General features: G+C 44.8%; 15 protein-coding genes and 1 other annotated feature. Of the genes, 11 read left to right on the top strand and 4 right to left on the bottom strand.

Annotated elements, in window-relative coordinates; genetic code table 11:
* Positions 1-3: 3 nt before the first annotated feature.
* The 3 genes from V5G21_RS02890 to V5G21_RS02880 form a co-directional block, all read right to left on the bottom strand.
* The gene (locus tag V5G21_RS02890) at positions 4-597 is read right to left on the bottom strand and encodes a beta-class carbonic anhydrase (RefSeq protein ID WP_035201987.1); all 594 of its coding nucleotides are present in this window, start codon (positions 595-597) and stop codon (positions 4-6) included.
* Positions 598-659: 62 nt separating this feature from the next.
* On the bottom strand, positions 660-1,244 hold the full coding sequence (locus V5G21_RS02885; RefSeq protein WP_011247716.1) for a class I SAM-dependent methyltransferase: 585 nt from the start codon (positions 1,242-1,244) through the stop codon (positions 660-662).
* A complete protein-coding gene (locus V5G21_RS02880; protein ID WP_156323124.1) occupies positions 1,241-1,390 on the bottom strand; it encodes a hypothetical protein in 150 nt (49 codons plus the stop codon). Before V5G21_RS02880 ends, V5G21_RS02885 begins: the two co-directional genes overlap by 4 nt.
* A 195-nt stretch (positions 1,391-1,585) precedes the next feature.
* On the opposite strand from V5G21_RS02880, the gene V5G21_RS02875 reads away from it, so the two are divergent.
* From V5G21_RS02875 to V5G21_RS02845, 7 genes are all read left to right on the top strand, one after another.
* Positions 1,586-2,782, top strand: a complete 1,197-nt coding sequence (locus V5G21_RS02875; protein WP_035201986.1) for an MDR family MFS transporter — start codon at positions 1,586-1,588, stop codon at positions 2,780-2,782.
* A 185-nt stretch (positions 2,783-2,967) separates the two neighbouring features.
* Positions 2,968-3,945: an L-lactate dehydrogenase gene (locus V5G21_RS02870; protein ID WP_011247714.1), complete on the top strand. Its 978-nt coding sequence runs from the start codon at positions 2,968-2,970 to the stop codon at positions 3,943-3,945.
* A 97-nt stretch (positions 3,946-4,042) separates the two neighbouring features.
* Positions 4,043-4,266: a binding site (T-box leader), on the top strand.
* Positions 4,267-4,310: 44 nt separating this feature from the next.
* Positions 4,311-6,725, top strand: a complete 2,415-nt coding sequence (leuS, locus tag V5G21_RS02865) for a leucine--tRNA ligase (protein WP_035202000.1) — start codon at positions 4,311-4,313, stop codon at positions 6,723-6,725.
* A 197-nt stretch (positions 6,726-6,922) separates the two neighbouring features.
* On the top strand, positions 6,923-8,194 hold the full coding sequence (locus V5G21_RS02860; RefSeq protein WP_035201985.1) for a M20/M25/M40 family metallo-hydrolase: 1,272 nt from the start codon (positions 6,923-6,925) through the stop codon (positions 8,192-8,194).
* Positions 8,195-8,211: 17 nt separating this feature from the next.
* Complete coding sequence (locus V5G21_RS02855) at positions 8,212-9,003, top strand: DUF3100 domain-containing protein (RefSeq protein ID WP_011247711.1); 792 nt, start codon at positions 8,212-8,214, stop codon at positions 9,001-9,003.
* Complete coding sequence (locus tag V5G21_RS02850; protein WP_035201982.1) at positions 9,003-9,491, top strand: hypothetical protein; 489 nt, start codon at positions 9,003-9,005, stop codon at positions 9,489-9,491. Before V5G21_RS02855 ends, V5G21_RS02850 begins: the two co-directional genes overlap by 1 nt.
* A 251-nt stretch (positions 9,492-9,742) precedes the next feature.
* Positions 9,743-10,474: a hypothetical protein gene (locus V5G21_RS02845; protein ID WP_035201981.1), complete on the top strand. Its 732-nt coding sequence runs from the start codon at positions 9,743-9,745 to the stop codon at positions 10,472-10,474.
* Between the two features lie 63 nt (positions 10,475-10,537).
* On the opposite strand, the gene V5G21_RS02840 is transcribed toward V5G21_RS02845, so the two are convergent.
* A complete protein-coding gene (locus V5G21_RS02840) occupies positions 10,538-11,806 on the bottom strand; it encodes an NAD(P)/FAD-dependent oxidoreductase (protein WP_035201979.1) in 1,269 nt (422 codons plus the stop codon).
* A gap of 135 nt (positions 11,807-11,941) precedes the next feature.
* Between V5G21_RS02840 and V5G21_RS02835 the strand changes: the two genes are divergently transcribed.
* The 4 genes from V5G21_RS02835 to V5G21_RS02820 all read left to right on the top strand — a co-directional run bounded on the left by V5G21_RS02835 (position 11,942) and on the right by V5G21_RS02820 (position 16,437).
* Positions 11,942-13,123 (top strand): M20 metallopeptidase family protein, encoded by a 1,182-nt coding sequence (locus V5G21_RS02835; protein WP_035201976.1) that lies wholly within the window; start codon positions 11,942-11,944, stop codon positions 13,121-13,123.
* Between the two features lie 255 nt (positions 13,124-13,378).
* Positions 13,379-13,786 carry a secondary thiamine-phosphate synthase enzyme YjbQ gene (locus V5G21_RS02830; protein WP_035201973.1) on the top strand — a complete coding sequence of 136 codons (408 nt, stop codon included), beginning with the start codon at positions 13,379-13,381 and terminating at the stop codon, positions 13,784-13,786.
* Complete coding sequence (locus tag V5G21_RS02825) at positions 13,783-14,640, top strand: SMP-30/gluconolactonase/LRE family protein (RefSeq protein ID WP_035201970.1); 858 nt, start codon at positions 13,783-13,785, stop codon at positions 14,638-14,640. Before V5G21_RS02830 ends, V5G21_RS02825 begins: the two co-directional genes overlap by 4 nt.
* 195 nt (positions 14,641-14,835) lie before the next feature.
* On the top strand, positions 14,836-16,437 hold the full coding sequence (locus V5G21_RS02820) for a putative polysaccharide biosynthesis protein (protein ID WP_035201967.1): 1,602 nt from the start codon (positions 14,836-14,838) through the stop codon (positions 16,435-16,437).
* The last annotated feature ends 288 nt before the right edge of the window (positions 16,438-16,725 follow it).

Below are 16,725 nucleotides of genomic sequence, written 5' to 3'. Positions count from 1 at the left end.
TTGTTATGCGTCTTGCGGCTCCTTGGCGTTTGCCCCTTTTTGCAAATCACGTTGTAGCAAATCAAGCTTTCCTGTTTCAGGATCGATGACTAGACCGTGAACCCGTACATCCTTTGGCAAAAGTGGGTGGTTAATAACCATATCGACACTGTGGTTGACGCTTTCCGTTACATTTTCAAAACCAGTTAAAAACTTGTTCACATCTACACCTGCGTATTGGAGTGCATTGATTTCATCCATATCAATGCCCCGTTCTTCAGCCTTTTGGAGAACGGAATTTGCAGAAAGGCCTGTCATTCCACAGCCGTAATGGCCAATAACAAACACTTCTTCTGCGCCTAATTCATAAATGGCAACTAGAATGCTGCGCATGATGCTGCCAAATGGATGGGAGATGACAGCGCCAGCATTACGGATAATTTTAGCGTCGCCATTTTTTAAATTCATCGCATTATGGAGCAATTCAACGAGCCGCGTATCCATGCATGTTAAAATAACGATTTTCTTTTGCGGAAATTTGTCTGCTTTAAAGCGCTCATATTCTTTATTAGCTACAAATGCTTCATTAAAAGCTAGAATCGATTCAAGTTTGCTCATTTGGATCACTTCTCCTTCTATCTTTTCTTTAGAAAACCCAGTGTTTTCTCTTGCTCGGACGCTTAAAGATGAAATTTCGCTCGTTTTTCAATGGCTACCACAAAAGGAGGATCATTTTTTTGGTTAATAAATTGGTACGTCGCTGCATGGGCCTTTTCTTGAGGAAGCGATTCGACATAAGCCAACAGTTCGTTTTTTTCCTTTTTGCCTTGTGGGTGTCCATGGTAGACGACGAGAACAATCAGGCCGCCTTGTTTTAAACGGTTAAATAGTTGCTCAATCGCTGCAATTGTCGTTTTCCCTGTTGTTGTAACGCCTTTGTCTCCGCCAGGCAAATAGCCTAAATTAAAGATGGCAGCGGCGATGGTTGAGTTGACAAACAACGGCAAAGTCGCCAACTTTTCATGGCCGATTTGGAATAGGGATACTTGCTTGTCCAAACCTGCCTTTTGAAGGCGTGCTTCTGTAGAGGTTAGTGCGGATGCTTGGATGTCACAGCCAATCACAACGCCTGTTTCACCAACAAGTTTAGCCAAAACCAATGTATCGTGTCCATTTCCAATTGTCGCATCAACGACGGTGTCCCCTGGCTGGACAGCGCTGGTAAGCAACGAATGGGCAAATGGCAGGACGCCAAGAAGGTTCACGGCTCCTCCCCCCAAAAGGCGGGGCATATTAAAGGCTGTTTAATTAACGCAAACACGTCAGGCAAATACCAAAAGCAGCTGACTGGGAACGGGAACACGGCAACGGGATGATGAGCGATTTCGGTGCCGAGCTGGTTATTCATCATTTAGACGACTCCCTTTTCATCTAATAGCTATCGCCGTTATACAAGACAGAGGCCATGTGCGTCTCTTGTCTTTTGGCGAATTTTTTTCTTAGTTTACCATAATTGCAGCGAATGTGCTTGTTGCTTATTTGCTAAATTTCTCCTACACTATCATAGGCACAATGTGAGAAAGGAAAAAAAGAGGAGGCGCGTGTTTTGCCGAAATCAATTTGGATTTTAATGGTAGCAACAGCCATTAACATTACCGGCGCTTCGTTTTTATGGCCACTCAATGCAATCATTATGACGCAACTGCTTGGGCAAAGTTTAACAGCTTCGGGAGCTGTGCTTATGCTAAATGCAGGGGCAGGCGTACTTGGCAGCTTGATTGGCGGCAGATTGTATGATCGGATTGGCGCCTATCCTACCATTTTGCTCGGTTGTGTTCTTTCTGCAGCCTCTGCTGTTTTGCTCGCTTTCTATTATGGAGAATATGGATGGTACGCTGTTTTTCTAGCGGGGATGGGGTTTGGTTCTGGAATGATGGCCCCTTCCATGTATGCACTTGCTGGAAGTTTGTGGCCAGAAGGTGGGAGAAAGTCAGCAAATGCGATTTATGTAGCGCAAAATGTAGGTGTATCACTAGGAACGGCTTTAATTGGCGTTGTTACGCTCGTACGTTTGACAGACGTTTTTGTCGCCAATGCAGCCATGCATGTGTTGCTACTTGTCTACATTGCTGTGTTTTTTCGCCATTGGTCAGGAAGCAAAGGAAGAACGGCGGGAGCAGGAATTCAACATGCCAACAAAGCGTCTAAATACCGTTTGCAAGCGCTATGGATTGTGTCAGTAGCTTTCTTCATTTCTTGGCTTGGCTATACGCAGTGGCAGGCAAATGTGTCTGTCTACATTCAGTCACTCGGCATTCCATTACATGCTTACAGTATATTATGGACGATGAACGGATTGTTAATTGTCCTTGCACAGCCCTTGATCCGATGGGTGATCCAAAAGGGGAGGCTAACGCTTAAAGGGCAAATGGGCCTTGGGTTGTTCATTTTTGCTTTGTCCTATCTTGTATTGACACAAGCCCAAGTGTTCAGTGGCTTTTTTGTCGCCATGCTCATTTTGACAATCGGCGAAATGTTTGTCTGGCCTGCAGTGCCAACAATTGCCAACGCCCTTGCTCCATCTGGGCGGGAAGGGGCATATCAAGGCATTGTCAATAGCGTAGCCACTGGCGGACGCATGATTGGCCCGTTGCTCGGCGGCATAGTGGTAGATAGGTTTTCAATCCAAGTGCTGTTTGTCCTCATTAGTATTTTACTGCTACTGGCGATTCCGCTAGTACGTCTTTATGACCGCCCGCTATTAAAAGAGCATCAGAATGATCACCTGAACAACGCTCAATAGAGCGTTGTTCAGGTGATCGATAAGCATTTTTAACTAGTTTAAGTGCCGGTATGGGTTTAGCCAACCGCACGCGTTTTAACCGAAAAAAACATAGGCAAAGTGGTGTACTTGAAAATTTTTGTGAAATAATGCACAATATAAATGTGAATAATTTCACAAAATCCTTAAGAAGGATGTGGGCGCTTATGGTCAGAACGCCGAGTAAAGCGAAAAGGGATCGCGTTGTCGTCATTGGAACGGGGCATGTAGGCAGCAGCTATGCATTCGCACTGATGAACCAAGGGGTGGCAAAGGAGCTTGTCATTATAGATATAGATCAAGAAAAAGCAAGTGGCGACGTGATGGATTTAAACCATGGCCAGGCTTTCGCTCCTTCCGTCACATCGATATGGCACGGCAATTACGAAGATTGCAAAGAGGCTGATGTCGTTTGTATTAGTGCTGGGGCAAATCAGAAGCCAGGGGAGACGCGTTTAGATCTGCTTGAAAAAAATGTGATTATTTTTAAGGAAGTCGTGGATGCCGTTATGGCAAGTGGATTTAACGGTATTTTCCTAGTCGCCACAAACCCTGTTGATCTATTAACACAAGCGACGCAAGTTTTTAGCGGCCTGCCTAAAAAACGAGTCATCGGCAGCGGAACAACGTTAGATACAGCAAGGCTACGGTTTATGCTAGGCGAGTACTTCCAAATTTCTGCTAAACACGTCCACGCTTATGTAGTAGGCGAACATGGCGATAGCGCACTGCCTTTATGGAGCACAGCAACAATTGGAAATGTCCCACTTTCCCAGTATTTGCTCCGTAACAGAGCGTATAAAAAAGCTGATTTAGATGACATTTTTACCAATGTCCGCGATGCCGCCTATGAAATAATTCATAAAAAAGGCGCCACTTATTATGGGATTGCCATGAGTTTAGTCCGCATCACAAAAGCACTGTTAAAAAATGAACATGCTGTCATGACTGTCAGCACATTTCTTAATGGCGAGTTCGGAGCGAAAGAAGTATGCATTGCTGTACCGGCAATCGTAAACCGTAATGGTGTTCGTGAAGTGCTTGAACTGAAGTTGAACGACATTGAGCGGCAACAGTTCACTGAGAGCGTTCAGATGCTAAAAGGCACTTATAAGACTATTATGCAAACAGGGCACTCTTTTTAGAACAAACGGATCCGTGTTGAATCGAAAAGCTAAAATAGGTATATGTTTGCTTGACTTTGGAAAAGACTTTTCATACAATGAGCATATCGTAAACTAGGGAAATACAAGGATAAAGGAGTAGTAGCGTCACTTCGGAAAGCAAGAGAGCTGGCGGACGGTGCAAGCCAGCCTGAGAAGAGATGTGAACTCGCCTTTTAGTTGTAAGAGTGAACCGCATTGCCAGTAGCTCTTAACGGGACACACCGTTATGTGTAAGTGAACAGGCGATGCCTGTTAATGTGGGTGGCACCGCGGGAATGTATGCAAACTCTCGTCCCTTTTGGGAGAGAGTTTTTTTGTTGGAAGCAGCAGAAGGAGGAAAAGGAATGTCGTTTTCACATCAGGAGATTGAAAAAAAATGGCAAGCATTTTGGGAAGAAAACAAAACGTTTAAAACAGACGAACAAGCAGAAGGGCCACATTTTTATGCATTAGATATGTTTCCCTACCCATCAGGGGCTGGTCTTCATGTCGGCCATCCAGAGGGATACACGGCAACGGATATTTTAGCGCGGATGAAGCGGATGCAAGGCTACAATGTTCTTCATCCTATGGGTTGGGATGCTTTTGGCTTACCAGCTGAGCAGTACGCTTTAGATACAGGCAAACACCCGGCTACATTTACTAAACAAAACATTGACACCTTTAAACGGCAAATTAAAGAACTTGGTTTTTCTTACGATTGGGATCGTGAAATTAGTACGACTGATCCTCACTATTACAAATGGACACAATGGATTTTTCTGAAATTATATGAAAAAGGGCTTGCTTATATTGACGAAGTAGCCGTGAACTGGTGCCCGGCACTGGGGACTGTGCTAGCCAATGAGGAAATTGTCGACGGTGTCAGCGAACGAGGAGGCCATCCAGTTGAAAGGCGCCCAATGAAACAATGGGTGTTGCGCATTACGGCTTATGCTGAGCGCTTGCTCGAAGACCTTGAAGAGCTGGAATGGCCGGAAAGCCTAAAAGATATGCAGCGGAACTGGATCGGCAAATCGGAAGGCGCTGAAGTGACATTTAAGATCAATGAACATTCCGTTAACGTGTTTACGACGCGGCCAGACACGTTGTTTGGCGCTACTTATATGGTGCTTGCCCCTGAGCATAAGCTCGTGACTGAGATCACTACCGATGAGCAAAAGGAAGCGGTAGAAGCATACCAAAAGCAAGTCGCGCTCAAAAGTGACATTGAACGGACAGATTTGGCAAAAGAAAAAACAGGCGCGTTTACTGGCGCTTATGCCATCAATCCTGTAAATGGCGAAAAGATTCCAGTTTGGATAGCTGATTATGTACTAATCAGTTATGGCACTGGAGCTGTCATGGCTGTTCCTGCCCATGATGAGCGTGATTTCGAATTTGCTAATGCATTTGGCTTGCCAATAAAAGAAGTGGTCGCAGGTGGAGATGTCTCAAAAGCTGCTTACACAGGGGACGGAGAACATGTTAATTCTGATTTTCTCAATGGGTTAAACAAGCAAGAAGCGGTTGAGAAAATGATTGTCTGGCTAGAGAAAAATGGCGCTGGGCAAAGAAAGGTCACATACCGCCTGCGTGATTGGCTCTTTAGCCGCCAGCGTTATTGGGGCGAACCGATTCCAATTATCCACTGGGAAGATGGCTCTATGTCAGCTCTGGATGAGAGCGAATTGCCGCTTGTGTTGCCTGATCTAGAGGAAATCAAACCTTCGGGTACAGGCGAATCGCCGCTTGCTAATGCGAAAGATTGGCTGGAAGTTGTTGATCCTAAAACAGGCATGCGTGGTCGCCGTGAAACGAACACGATGCCCCAATGGGCAGGTAGCTGCTGGTATTATTTGCGCTATATCGACCCGACAAACGACGAAGCGTTGGCTGATCCTGAAAAACTAAAAAATTGGCTGCCTGTCGATACGTATATTGGCGGTGCCGAACATGCAGTGTTGCATTTGCTATATGCACGTTTTTGGCATAAGTTTTTGTATGATATTGGCGTTGTGCCGACAAAAGAACCATTCCAAAAAGTGTTTAACCAAGGCATGATCCTTGGCGAAAATAACGAAAAGATGAGCAAGTCAAAAGGCAATGTTGTGAACCCTGATGAGATTATTGCCAGCCACGGGGCTGACACGCTGCGCCTGTATGAAATGTTTATGGGCCCTCTAGATGCATCTGTAGCTTGGTCAACAAACGGCCTTGATGGCTCGCGCCGTTTTCTTGAACGGGTTTGGCGCCTGATTGTTAACGAAGAAACAGGCAAGCTGAACAGCAACGTCAAAGATGTAGAAGGCAATGAAGCGTTTGTGCGCACTTACCACCAAACAGTGAAAAAAGTAACCGAAGACTTTGCCGAGCTGCGCTTTAATACAGGGATTTCCCAATTAATGGTGTTTGTAAACGAGGGAAATAAGCAAGAGGTATTGCCAAAAGCGCTAATAGAGGGCTTTGTGAAGCTTTTGTCGCCAGTTGCTCCTCATATTGCCGAAGAGCTGTGGGAAAAGCTTGGCCATACAGATACGATTACGTATGAAGCGTGGCCGACATATGATGAGTCGTTGCTCGTTGAAAACGAAGTTGAGGTCGTCGTGCAAATGAACGGCAAAGTTAAAACAAAGCTCGTTATAAACAAAGGAGCCTCAAAAGAAGAAATGGAAGCAGCAGCACTCGCTGATGAAAAAGTGCAAGCAGCTATCGGCGAGAAAACGATTCGCAAAGTCATCGCTGTTCCTGGAAAGCTTGTCAATATTGTTGTTGGTTAATCATTGTGACTAAACGGCGATTAATGCGATTCGTCCCCTATCCTCTTTAGCAAGAAGAGGATAGGGGTTTTTTTGTGGGAAACAGGCGAAATCCGAACATTAGAGCGTATGAGTAGGCGAATGTAAAGAATTCGTGTTGACGAATAATGTCGAAAGGTGTAAGATGACGAGTGTAAAACAAGGGAGGATGACAATCTGTGATCTTTGAACAGCAATACGAAGAAATTCTTGCCATCGCTCGTGATATTTTTGCCCATCCTGAACTTGGCTATAAAGAAACGCGCACGAGTGAAACTGTCCGTACATTTATTGAACAGAAAAACCCGTCAGCTCTCATTGAACCTTTTAGCACAACGGGGCTGAAAACGCAATTAACGACGGACAAGCATAAGACAATCGCGTTCATTGCCGAATTGGATGCGGTTTATGCGCCTAGCCACCATATGGCTGACAAAAAGACTGGCGCAGCCCATAACTGTGGCCATTATACACAAGTAGCCATTGCCCTTGCGTTGTACAATTATTTTGTACAAACTGGCGAGCATCTTCAGTTTGATTTTAATGTAGCTTTTGTATTTGTTCCAGCAGAAGAATACCTTGATCTTGCTTATCGGGAAGAATTGCTTAATAATGGCACGATTGGCCACTATGGAGGCAAGCCAGAAGCAATGAGACTCGGAGTGTTTGACAACATCGATGCAAGTATTTGCATCCATGCCATCGGTGGAACATTTGAAAAACGGACAGTTGAAATCAATTGTGATTTAGCAGGTTTTTTGTATAAATATTATGACTTTATTGGCGAAGCAGCACATGCAGGCTTCGATCCGTTTGCTGCCAAAAATGCTTACAGCATGTCAACGTTGTTTAATGTTGCTTTAGGACTTGTACGCCAGCAGCTAAAAGACAGTGAAAATGTTCGAATGAACCCGATTGTCTCAGCTAGCGATATGTCGACCAATGTGATTCCCAACGCGATTCGTATCGGCTCCGACTTGCGCACAAAAACGTTAGCCTATATGGGAGAAGTCGCTAAAAAAATGGACGCCGCTGCACGTGGAAGTGCCCACGCTCTTCAAGGCGACGTCGCCATTCATACGCAAATGGGCTACCTCCCCTTTGTACAAGACCGTTACTTGTCCACCTTTGTAAAACAGGCGTTTGCAAAAACAGAGGAAGTGGAAGAGTTGCTCGAAAACAACGCGATTAGTGCAGCAGGTGATATTGGCGATTTGTCGTACATGATGCCATGTATTCAAATTGGCCACAGCGGTTTTGCAGGCACCATCCACGGCGATGATTTTGTCGATGTTGATCCACATTTTCTGTTTGCAGTGTTCCCGCGGTTTCTCACTCAAGTATTTGCTGAGTTAAACGAGGCGATAGACTGGAGCCGTCTGTATAAACGGAGTTATGACGACTATTTAGCCGTAATTGAAACAGTGATGACGAGCAACACCAATTTATAAACGAACAGGGGTGCACTATGAAAGGCACATTTATTTATTTGCTTTTGTTTTCTCTAATTGTGATCGCCGTCTCTGAAATGATTGGCTTTCAAAGCATCGCGATTGGTCCCCTATCGATCAATCTCTTACCGCTATTATTTGCAATTTTAATTACAATGGTGTTTGCGTTTTCAATTTTTCGCAAAGGAATCCTTAAAAAAGTCTACAGTAAAAGCAATGTTTCTTTTTCAGGCACGTATTTAATTATCATTATGCTGCCACTTATGGCTCGCTACGGGGCAGATGTAGCCCCGCAAATCCGGGAAATCCTCAGTATTGGCTGGATTTTCATTGTTCAAGAATTTGGCAATTTAGGCACAGTTTTATTAGGCTTGCCTGCTGCACTATTGCTAGGTTTGCGGCGTGAGGCGATTGGCGCCACGCTTGGAATTGGTCGCGAAGGCGAGCTCGCCTATATTTCTGAAAAATATACGTTAAACTCTGATGAAGGGAGAGGGGTCTTGTCGCTGTACATTATCGGTACGCTATTTGGTGCGATCTTTTTCAGCATTTTGCCGCCAGTTTTGTTGCATTTCGGATTTAGCGTTGAGTCGCTGGCCATTTCTGCGGGCGTTGGTTCAGGCAGTATGATGACAGCCGCCTCTTCCTCCCTTGTAGCAAGCCACCCAGACAAGGAGAGCCTCATTCTTGCTTATGCTTCAGCAAGCCAACTACTCACAAGCTTTATTGGCACGTTTACGATGGTGTTTTTAGCGGCTCCTTTGCAACGGTTTATGTATCGCACGCTGACACGGAAGGAGGCTAAATGATGGAATTAATTATAAAAAATAAATATATGAAGATGAGCCTCATTCTTTTGCTCAGCATCATGTTGATTCTTTTTACCCATAGCATGAAGCTTCTATTTCATCCTGGCTCGGTAGGAAGCATTTCCCTGATGACAGTAGCAGGCCTTGGCTCGTTGTGGTTTTTTTCGTTGATTGGCTTGTTTATTGGCGATTTAGCTAAAAAACTCCCAATCGGCTTTGTTGCAAATTTTCCTGTTCTTGGCTGGGTTAGCATCACGTCTCTAACTCTATGCTTGTTGTTTGATGGATTTGTCCAAGCGATCCAAGCGGTGGATTTCTTGTCAATAACGACACCGATTTTAACATATGCAGGCATTTCTGTTGCTGACCGCCTAGTCGAGTTGCGGAAGCTGTCCTGGAAAATTGCGATTGTCGCGATCTTCGTTTTTACAGGCACATATTTGGCAAGTGCCGTTCTAGCCGAGGTCGGTTTGCGTATCGCGTCATAAATGAAAAGAATTTAAAAAGCCAAAAGGAAGCCATAACAGCTTCCTTTTGGTTTTTTGTTTTTTCTTTTTTCGTAATGATTTTAGCCCAGTTCAATTCCAATATGATTAAAATCAGAGTATTACTAAGGAGGCAAATTCTATGATCAAAAAGAAACTAATTGTCGTACTCGCTATGTTAACGTTGTAAAACAGCCAACAAGTACTGAATAAGGAATGTGAATAATCGATAAAAATAAAGGAGGATTAAGGCTATGAAGAAATGCTTCACGCTAATAAGTGCTGTTGCTATGTTTATCATTTTAACTGGATGTCATGTAAAGGAAGAAGCTGAACAAATTCAAATAATGGATTCAAGTGATGAAGAGCTTCCTAATCATTTAAATGAAATTATTGAGTTCTCTGACGTTATTGTAAAAGGATCGTTTACGGAATTTGTAAAACCAACAAATATGATTCGTTCAGCTAATGATCCTACAGTCGAATCAGACGAACTCTATACGGAAGGGCAAATATATACGTTTCAGATTGAAAAAACGTATAAGGGAGAAGTGGAGGGTTCCATTAAAACAGCGATCACTTACGCAGATCAAATAGCCGCCATTGATGATCAAGGAGAAAGGATTGAAGAAGTAATGGTTGAAAGCCTTGATTATGAAGAGCTTGATTTAAACAAGAATTATATATTGTTCTTAGTAGATAGCGGGTTTATTGAAGAAGGTTTGTACACCCCTGCATCTGGCGCGTATATCATTGAAATTGAAAATGACGAATCGATTCGTTTTCTATCAAAACGGATGGAAGGACAACTTGCTGAAAACCTGGAAGTCGAGGAAGGGGACGGAAGCGTACATGGAATATTAAAGACTGAATATCAGAATGAAACAGCGCTTACTATTGTCGAAGAGTTCGACATTTTTCCTAATTTCCTTGCTGAAGAAGGAATAGAAACGTTAAGTGATATTGAAGAAATGTCAGGGAAATAGCTGCCTAGCATAAAACATCAGGCTCGCCTTTATGTGAGCCTGATGCTACAGCTTACAGCTGACTTATTTGTTTGCAAAAAGGGCTGCTGACTGCCCGGCTGTATAACCAGTCGAGAAAGCGCATGTAATGTTAAAACCGCCTGTATAGCCATGGATGTCGAGCACTTCCCCACAAAAATACAAGCCTGTTGTTTTTTTGGAGTGCATCGTTTTTGGCTCAATTTCTTTAATCGATACGCCGCCACCTGTGACAAATGCTTTTTCAATCGACAATGTGCCATTGGCATGCAATGGCAATGCGTCTAATGCTGATGCTAATTTTCGAAAGGCATCATGTGGGGTATTGGCGCACATTTCACTGGAATCGATCTCTAATGACTGATATAAGTACAAAAGCAATCGCTCAGGGGCCATCCCTTTTAATGCTGTTTTTAACGTTTTTTTTGGCTCTGCCTTTGCCCGTTTGACGAGCGCTTGGAAAAGGCTCTCTGCCGATTGTTCGGGGAACAACTTAATCGTCATTGGAATCGTAGGCGTTTTGAACTTTTTCAGTGCCTTGACAACAAACTGGCTACAGCGTAATGCCGCGGGACCGGATATGCCGAAATGGGTAAAAATCATGTCGCCTTCATGGCGAATAATTTTTTTGCCATTTGGTCTTAGTACCGCTAGTTCAATTCCGCGTAATGACAGGCCTTGAAGAGACTGATCGCCGATAAAGGGATCGGCAAGGGTAATGGGCACTTCTGTCGGGTAAAGCTCCGTAATTGTGTGGCCTGCTTTTTTGGCCCACGGGTATCCGTCGCCAGTAGAACCTGTGTGGGGCACCGATTTGCCGCCAGTAGCGATAATTAACGCTTTTGTGCCAAGGCGCTGCCCGTCTTCTAGTGCCACTCCAACTACCTGCCCGTCTTCTACAATAATGTCAGCGACCCGGGCATTTGTACGGATGGTGACATCGAGTTTACGGATTTGCGCAAGCAATGTGTCGACCACAGTTTGTGCTTTATCGTTAACAGGAAACATCCGTCCTCTGTCTTCTTCTTTTAAGCGAATTCCTAAGCCTTCAAAAAAAGCGATAATCGATTCATTGTCAAATACAGCGAATGGGCTATGCATAAAGCGGCCATTCCCTGGAATGTTTTCAATCAACTGTTTCCTTTCCATCCGGTTGGTGACATTGCAGCGTCCCCCGCCTGAAATCGCAAGTTTGCGGCCGAGTTTGTTGCCTTTATCGAGCAAGAGGACGTGTGCCCCTTGTTGCGCAGCGGCGACAGAAGCCATCAGGCCAGAGGGTCCGCCGCCGACTATGATTACATCGTAGTTGTCCATTCATTTCATCCTCACTTTTTTCACTCTTACCATTGTACACAAAAAAATAGAAAACAAAAGGACAAAACAAGCAGGAGGTAACGGTTTTTAAAGCGAAATAAAAGATGGACCGATTTGGAGATTGGAGTGGAAGCAATGGAAGGAATCGCAACGAAGAAATTAGAAACGTTACAAGCACAAGTCATCGAATGGCGCAGGCATCTTCATGCAAACCCAGAGTTGTCGTTTGAGGAAGTAGAAACGCCTGCTTTTATCGTACAAAAATTAAAGGAAATTGGATTTACAGATATACGCGAACATGTAGGCGGTCGCGGGGTGGTAGCAAAGCTCCACGGCAAAAAGCCAGGACCGACAATCGCTTTTCGTGCTGATTTTGACGCATTGCCGATTCATGAAGAAAATGATGTTTCTTATGCATCGACGAAGCCGGGCGTTATGCACGCTTGTGGGCATGATGGCCACACAGCTGCTTTGTTAGGTGTTGCGGCAACGTTGTTTGACCAAGTAGATGAGCTTCGTGGGACAATCGTGTTTTTGTTCCAGCACGCTGAGGAAAAACCTCCTGGCGGCGCCCGTGAAATGATTGCTGACGGCTGTTTAGAAGGGGTGGACGCTGTATTTGGCGCCCATGTATCCTCGCAAATTCCACTTGGGCAAATAAATGCAAGCCCCGGAGCAGTTATGGCTGCAGTTGATGCATTTACTGTGCATATTCAAGGGAAAGGCGGGCACGGCGCTCATCCTCATTCGACAATTGACTCAATTGTGATTGGTAGCCAGCTTGTCAATGATTTGCAAACCATTGTTAGCCGCCGCATCAACCCTATGGATACGGCCGTTGTCACAGTTGGCGTCTTCCAAGCAGGCACAGCGTTCAACGTAATTGCAGATACGGCGCGAATTGAAGGAACAGTCCGCACCTTTCAAGAAGAAACGCGAGCTTTCATAGAAGAGGAAATTCGGGCGATTGTTTCTGGGAAGGAGCATGGCGGGCATGTCACTTGCACGATTGATTATTTAAATGGCTATCCGCCGCTTGTAAATGCCGAAAAAGAAACAGAAGTCATTCGCGACTTGGCAAAAGGGGTTTTTGGGGAAGAAAATGTATTAATGTTGCCAGCTGCACTTGGAGGCGAGGATTTTGCCTATTACTTAGAAGAAAAGCCTGGGTGCTTTTTCCACGTTGGTGGCCGAACGGAGGAAGAACGCACGCAATTTCCTCATCACCATCCTCGTTTTGATTTTGATGAACGGGCGCTTTTCCATATTGGCGAAATGTTTTTGGCCATTGCGAATCAGTATTTGCGTAGTCACTAAAGCAGATTACTCAGCCTCTTGAAAACAATCGTTAGCTGAGGAAAGAAGCGGAATGAGCCTGTTGGCTACAGTCTAAGCAAGCGCAACCGTTATGGTTCGCTTGCTTTAGTGCTCCTTTGGGAAATGGTTTGCAAATCGCTGATCGGCTGCTCGTTAAAGGGTAAGCGGATGTATAAAATTCTGTTTCAATCGAAGTTCTCCTGATTAAGTAGCAAACTAGAAGGGAATGAGCTGAGAAAAGGAGAGGTGGGTAAAATGAAACGTTATACAATTGATACTAGCAAACATAGTGACATGATTGACATTACTGCCCAAGTTGAAGCGGCTGTCAAAGCAAGCGGTGTCCATTCAGGCATAGCTATTGTCCAATCGTTGCATACAACGGCTGGCATTACTGTCAATGAAAATGCTGATCCAGATGTCGTCGTTGATTTTTTGCGCCGCCTTGATGAAGTGTTCCCGTGGGAACACCCACAGGACCGCCACATGGAAGGCAATACGGCCGCTCACTTGAAAACATCGACTGTAGGGCCGTCACAAACGGTTATAATTGACGATGGCCGTCTTGTGCTTGGCACATGGCAAGGCATTTATTTTTGTGAGTTCGATGGCCCCCGTGCAAACCGGTCGTTTGTTGTCCAAGTTATAGGGGGCGGATTATGATTCAGGCAGAAGCAGTATGGAAGGGCAAGGCGGCTCTTGGGGAAGGCCCTTTATGGGATGAAGGAGAGCAAGTTCTCTACTGGGTAGATATTGATGGTTATAAGCTCCATCGCTTTAACCCTAAAACAAATGACGATCAACAGTTTTCGTTTGCTCAACATGTGTCAGCGGTTGTCAAAAAGGCTGGTGGCGGTTTTGTCCTTGCGATGGGGGATGGCCTATACTTATATGAGGAAGAACGGCTGACACCTTATTTCCTCTTGCCGCAAGGGGGAAAGCAGCTCCGTTTTAATGACGCAAAATGCGATCCTGCTGGAAGGTTATGGGCAGGAACGATGGCCTTTGACTGCCATTCGCCGATTGGCGCCCTTTATTGCCTTGACCATAACGGCCAGATAAGCAAAGCGATTTCTGGACTCGCCATTTCAAACGGACTTGCGTGGGACGAAGAGAAAGGACTACTCTACCATAATGAAACTGCGAGCGCGTCCACGACTGCTTACCGTTTCGATGAACAGACAGGGGAAATGTCTGAACCACGTATAATTGACATTCCATATCGCTCTTATAATGGGAGTCCAGACGGTATGGCAATTGATGAAAACGGGCATTTGTGGATTGCTTTGTATGGAGCTAGTAAGGTAATTTGTGTAGACCCTGATAACGGGAATGTACTTGAGGAAGTCGTTGTGCCAGCAACGAATGTAACTTCTTGTGCATTTGGTGGCGAAGACTACAGGACATTGTATGTGACGACAGCGAACAAGCAAGGTGAGCATGAAGGAGGCAGTCTATTTGCTGCCAGAGTAGAAAGCGCAGGCTTGCCGGCACACGCCTACCTCTCACGGAAATAGCGTAATAGAAACCAGCCGCCCTTGGGGTGGCTGGTTTTTGTATGCACTTGATATGAACTTTTTCGATCGTTTTTATAAAGAGAAGCAATTCTTGTTAATCTATGCTAAAATGCGAAAGAGGTCGCCTCGTCTTGAGGCGTGTCGAAAAAACGTACGAATGAATGAAATGTGAAGGATGTAGAAACGGGGGAAGTCATGGCTGCTTCAAAGCTCATGCAAGGAACGAAAGTATTGACCGTGGCGACGCTAACGTCAAAATTGATTGGTTTTGTTTATGTTATTCCTTTTACGGCACTTGTTGGTTTGCAAGGGAATGCCCTCTACCAAAATGGCTATACACCGTATTCGATTTTACTTACATTATCTACGCTTGGCGTGCCTGTTGCCATGTCTAAGTATGTTTCAAAATACCACGCCCTAGGCGATTATGAAACAGCGCACCGCCTGTTCAAGTCAGGGATCTGGTTTATGGCCGTTACAGGCCTTCTTGCATTTTTAGTCATGTTTTTAGGCGCTCCTGCCCTTGCGTCGCTTAGTTATCAACCGAGTGAAACAGATCAGTATACGTTTGACAACGTTGTCTATGTGATTCGCATGGTTAGTTTTGCGCTGCTTATTATTCCAATAATGGCGATTGTCCGCGGCTATTTGCAAGGGTTTCAACAAATGGTGCCGACATCGGTTTCGCAAGTCGTTGAGCAGATTGTCCGCGTTGTCTTTATATTAGCAGCTTCGTTTGCTGTCATGTCTATCGGCAGCGGCGATTTGCCACGTGCAGTCGGTTTTGCGACGTTTGGCGCTTTTGTCGGCGGAATTGGCGGAATGGCTACGTTGCTTTATTTTTATTTCAAACAGCGCCCTACGATTTTGGCACGTGTACAAAGCCACCCTGCCAAAGAAAGACAAACGCTTCCGAGCATGTATAAGGAACTGATTTCGTATGCACTGCCTCTTTCTTTTGTCGGCTTGGCGATTCCTTTTTTCCAGGCTGTCGATTTGTATTCGATTGAGGGGGCGCTTTCTGGGACCGCGTATGCCAGCGAAGCGAAAGCGTTTGTCGGCGCTTTAACAGGAGTGGCCCATAAAATTGTCCTTATCCCAATGGCGCTAGCAACGGCCTTATCGATTACGTTGGTGCCGACGATTACAAAAGCATACGTTAATCAAGACAATAAGCTCTTGCAAAGCTATATTACACAAACGTACCAAGTGATTTTATTTATCGGTATCCCGGCGGCAATTGGTATGTCTGTTCTAGCAAAGCCAACTTATTTTGCCCTATTTGGCAGTACGAACTTGGAGCTAGGAGCGGAAACGCTAGGTTTTTACGCGCCGGCAACCGTGTTTTTTTCTATTTATGCCGTAACTGGTTCGATTTTGCAAGGAATGGATCGGCAAAGGAATGCCGTTTTATCCCTTGTCGTCGGGCTCCTATTAAAACTAGGGCTTACTTATGTATTCTTAAAATGGTTCGGGCCATATGGCGCGATTTGGACAACCTATATTGGTTTCGGGATAGGTATTGCCTTAAATGTTTATTTCATCGGCCGATTTGCCAAGTTTGACTATACGTTTATTTATCGAAGAACGGTGCTGATCGTTATATTTGCCGCCATTATGGGAGTTGCAGTATGGGTATTTGCCAATGGGCTTGCAGCTTTATTTCCAGAGTTGTCCCGTGTGACAACGTTTATTGTCTTACTTGTTAGCATCGGCGTTGGTTTAATTGTTTACTTCTATTTGGCCATCCGTTCCCATTTGGCTGGAAAAGTGCTTGGAGAGCGGTTTAAATTGTAACATAGCTCGTTTGTGCACAATCATAAAAAAGCAGTTGCCAAGGAAAAGACGACTGCTTTTTTACAGATTAAATGGACCTGTTTCAATTTAGTCTTGGCTGACCAAAGCGGCGGCAAAACTAGTTTATCTGCAAGGAGAATGACTTGTTCCGCAACTTTCCCATAAACTAGATGATTTTCGACATTTGTTTATAAGAAAACCCTCTTTTTCATGGGGACAAGCTTTGATATAATGAAGCAAGTTTATTCCGATTTAATGGGCGGTTTGACTCATGCCTTCAGCGTAAGC

Source organism: Shouchella rhizosphaerae (assembly GCF_036700015.1).
GTDB classification, from domain to species: Bacteria; Bacillota; Bacilli; order Bacillales; family Bacillaceae_D; genus Shouchella; species Shouchella rhizosphaerae.
This window is presented reverse-complemented; position numbering and strand designations above follow the sequence as displayed.

What these genes read in the sequence shown, in the direction of transcription:
- V5G21_RS02890 (WP_035201987.1), bottom strand. Translation starts at nt 597, where the DNA reads ATGAGCAAACTTGAATCGATTCTAGCTTTTAATGAAGCATTTGTAGCT.
- V5G21_RS02880 (WP_156323124.1), bottom strand. Translation starts at nt 1,390, where the DNA reads ATGATGAATAACCAGCTCGGCACCGAAATCGCTCATCATCCCGTTGCC.
- V5G21_RS02870 (WP_011247714.1), top strand. Translation starts at nt 2,968, where the DNA reads ATGGTCAGAACGCCGAGTAAAGCGAAAAGGGATCGCGTTGTCGTCATT.
- leuS (WP_035202000.1), top strand. Translation starts at nt 4,311, where the DNA reads ATGTCGTTTTCACATCAGGAGATTGAAAAAAAATGGCAAGCATTTTGG.
- V5G21_RS02855 (WP_011247711.1), top strand. Translation starts at nt 8,212, where the DNA reads ATGAAAGGCACATTTATTTATTTGCTTTTGTTTTCTCTAATTGTGATC.
- V5G21_RS02850 (WP_035201982.1), top strand. Translation starts at nt 9,003, where the DNA reads ATGGAATTAATTATAAAAAATAAATATATGAAGATGAGCCTCATTCTT.
- V5G21_RS02845 (WP_035201981.1), top strand. Translation starts at nt 9,743, where the DNA reads ATGAAGAAATGCTTCACGCTAATAAGTGCTGTTGCTATGTTTATCATT.
- V5G21_RS02840 (WP_035201979.1), bottom strand. Translation starts at nt 11,806, where the DNA reads ATGGACAACTACGATGTAATCATAGTCGGCGGCGGACCCTCTGGCCTG.
- V5G21_RS02835 (WP_035201976.1), top strand. Translation starts at nt 11,942, where the DNA reads ATGGAAGGAATCGCAACGAAGAAATTAGAAACGTTACAAGCACAAGTC.
- V5G21_RS02830 (WP_035201973.1), top strand. Translation starts at nt 13,379, where the DNA reads ATGAAACGTTATACAATTGATACTAGCAAACATAGTGACATGATTGAC.
- V5G21_RS02825 (WP_035201970.1), top strand. Translation starts at nt 13,783, where the DNA reads ATGATTCAGGCAGAAGCAGTATGGAAGGGCAAGGCGGCTCTTGGGGAA.
- V5G21_RS02820 (WP_035201967.1), top strand. Translation starts at nt 14,836, where the DNA reads ATGGCTGCTTCAAAGCTCATGCAAGGAACGAAAGTATTGACCGTGGCG.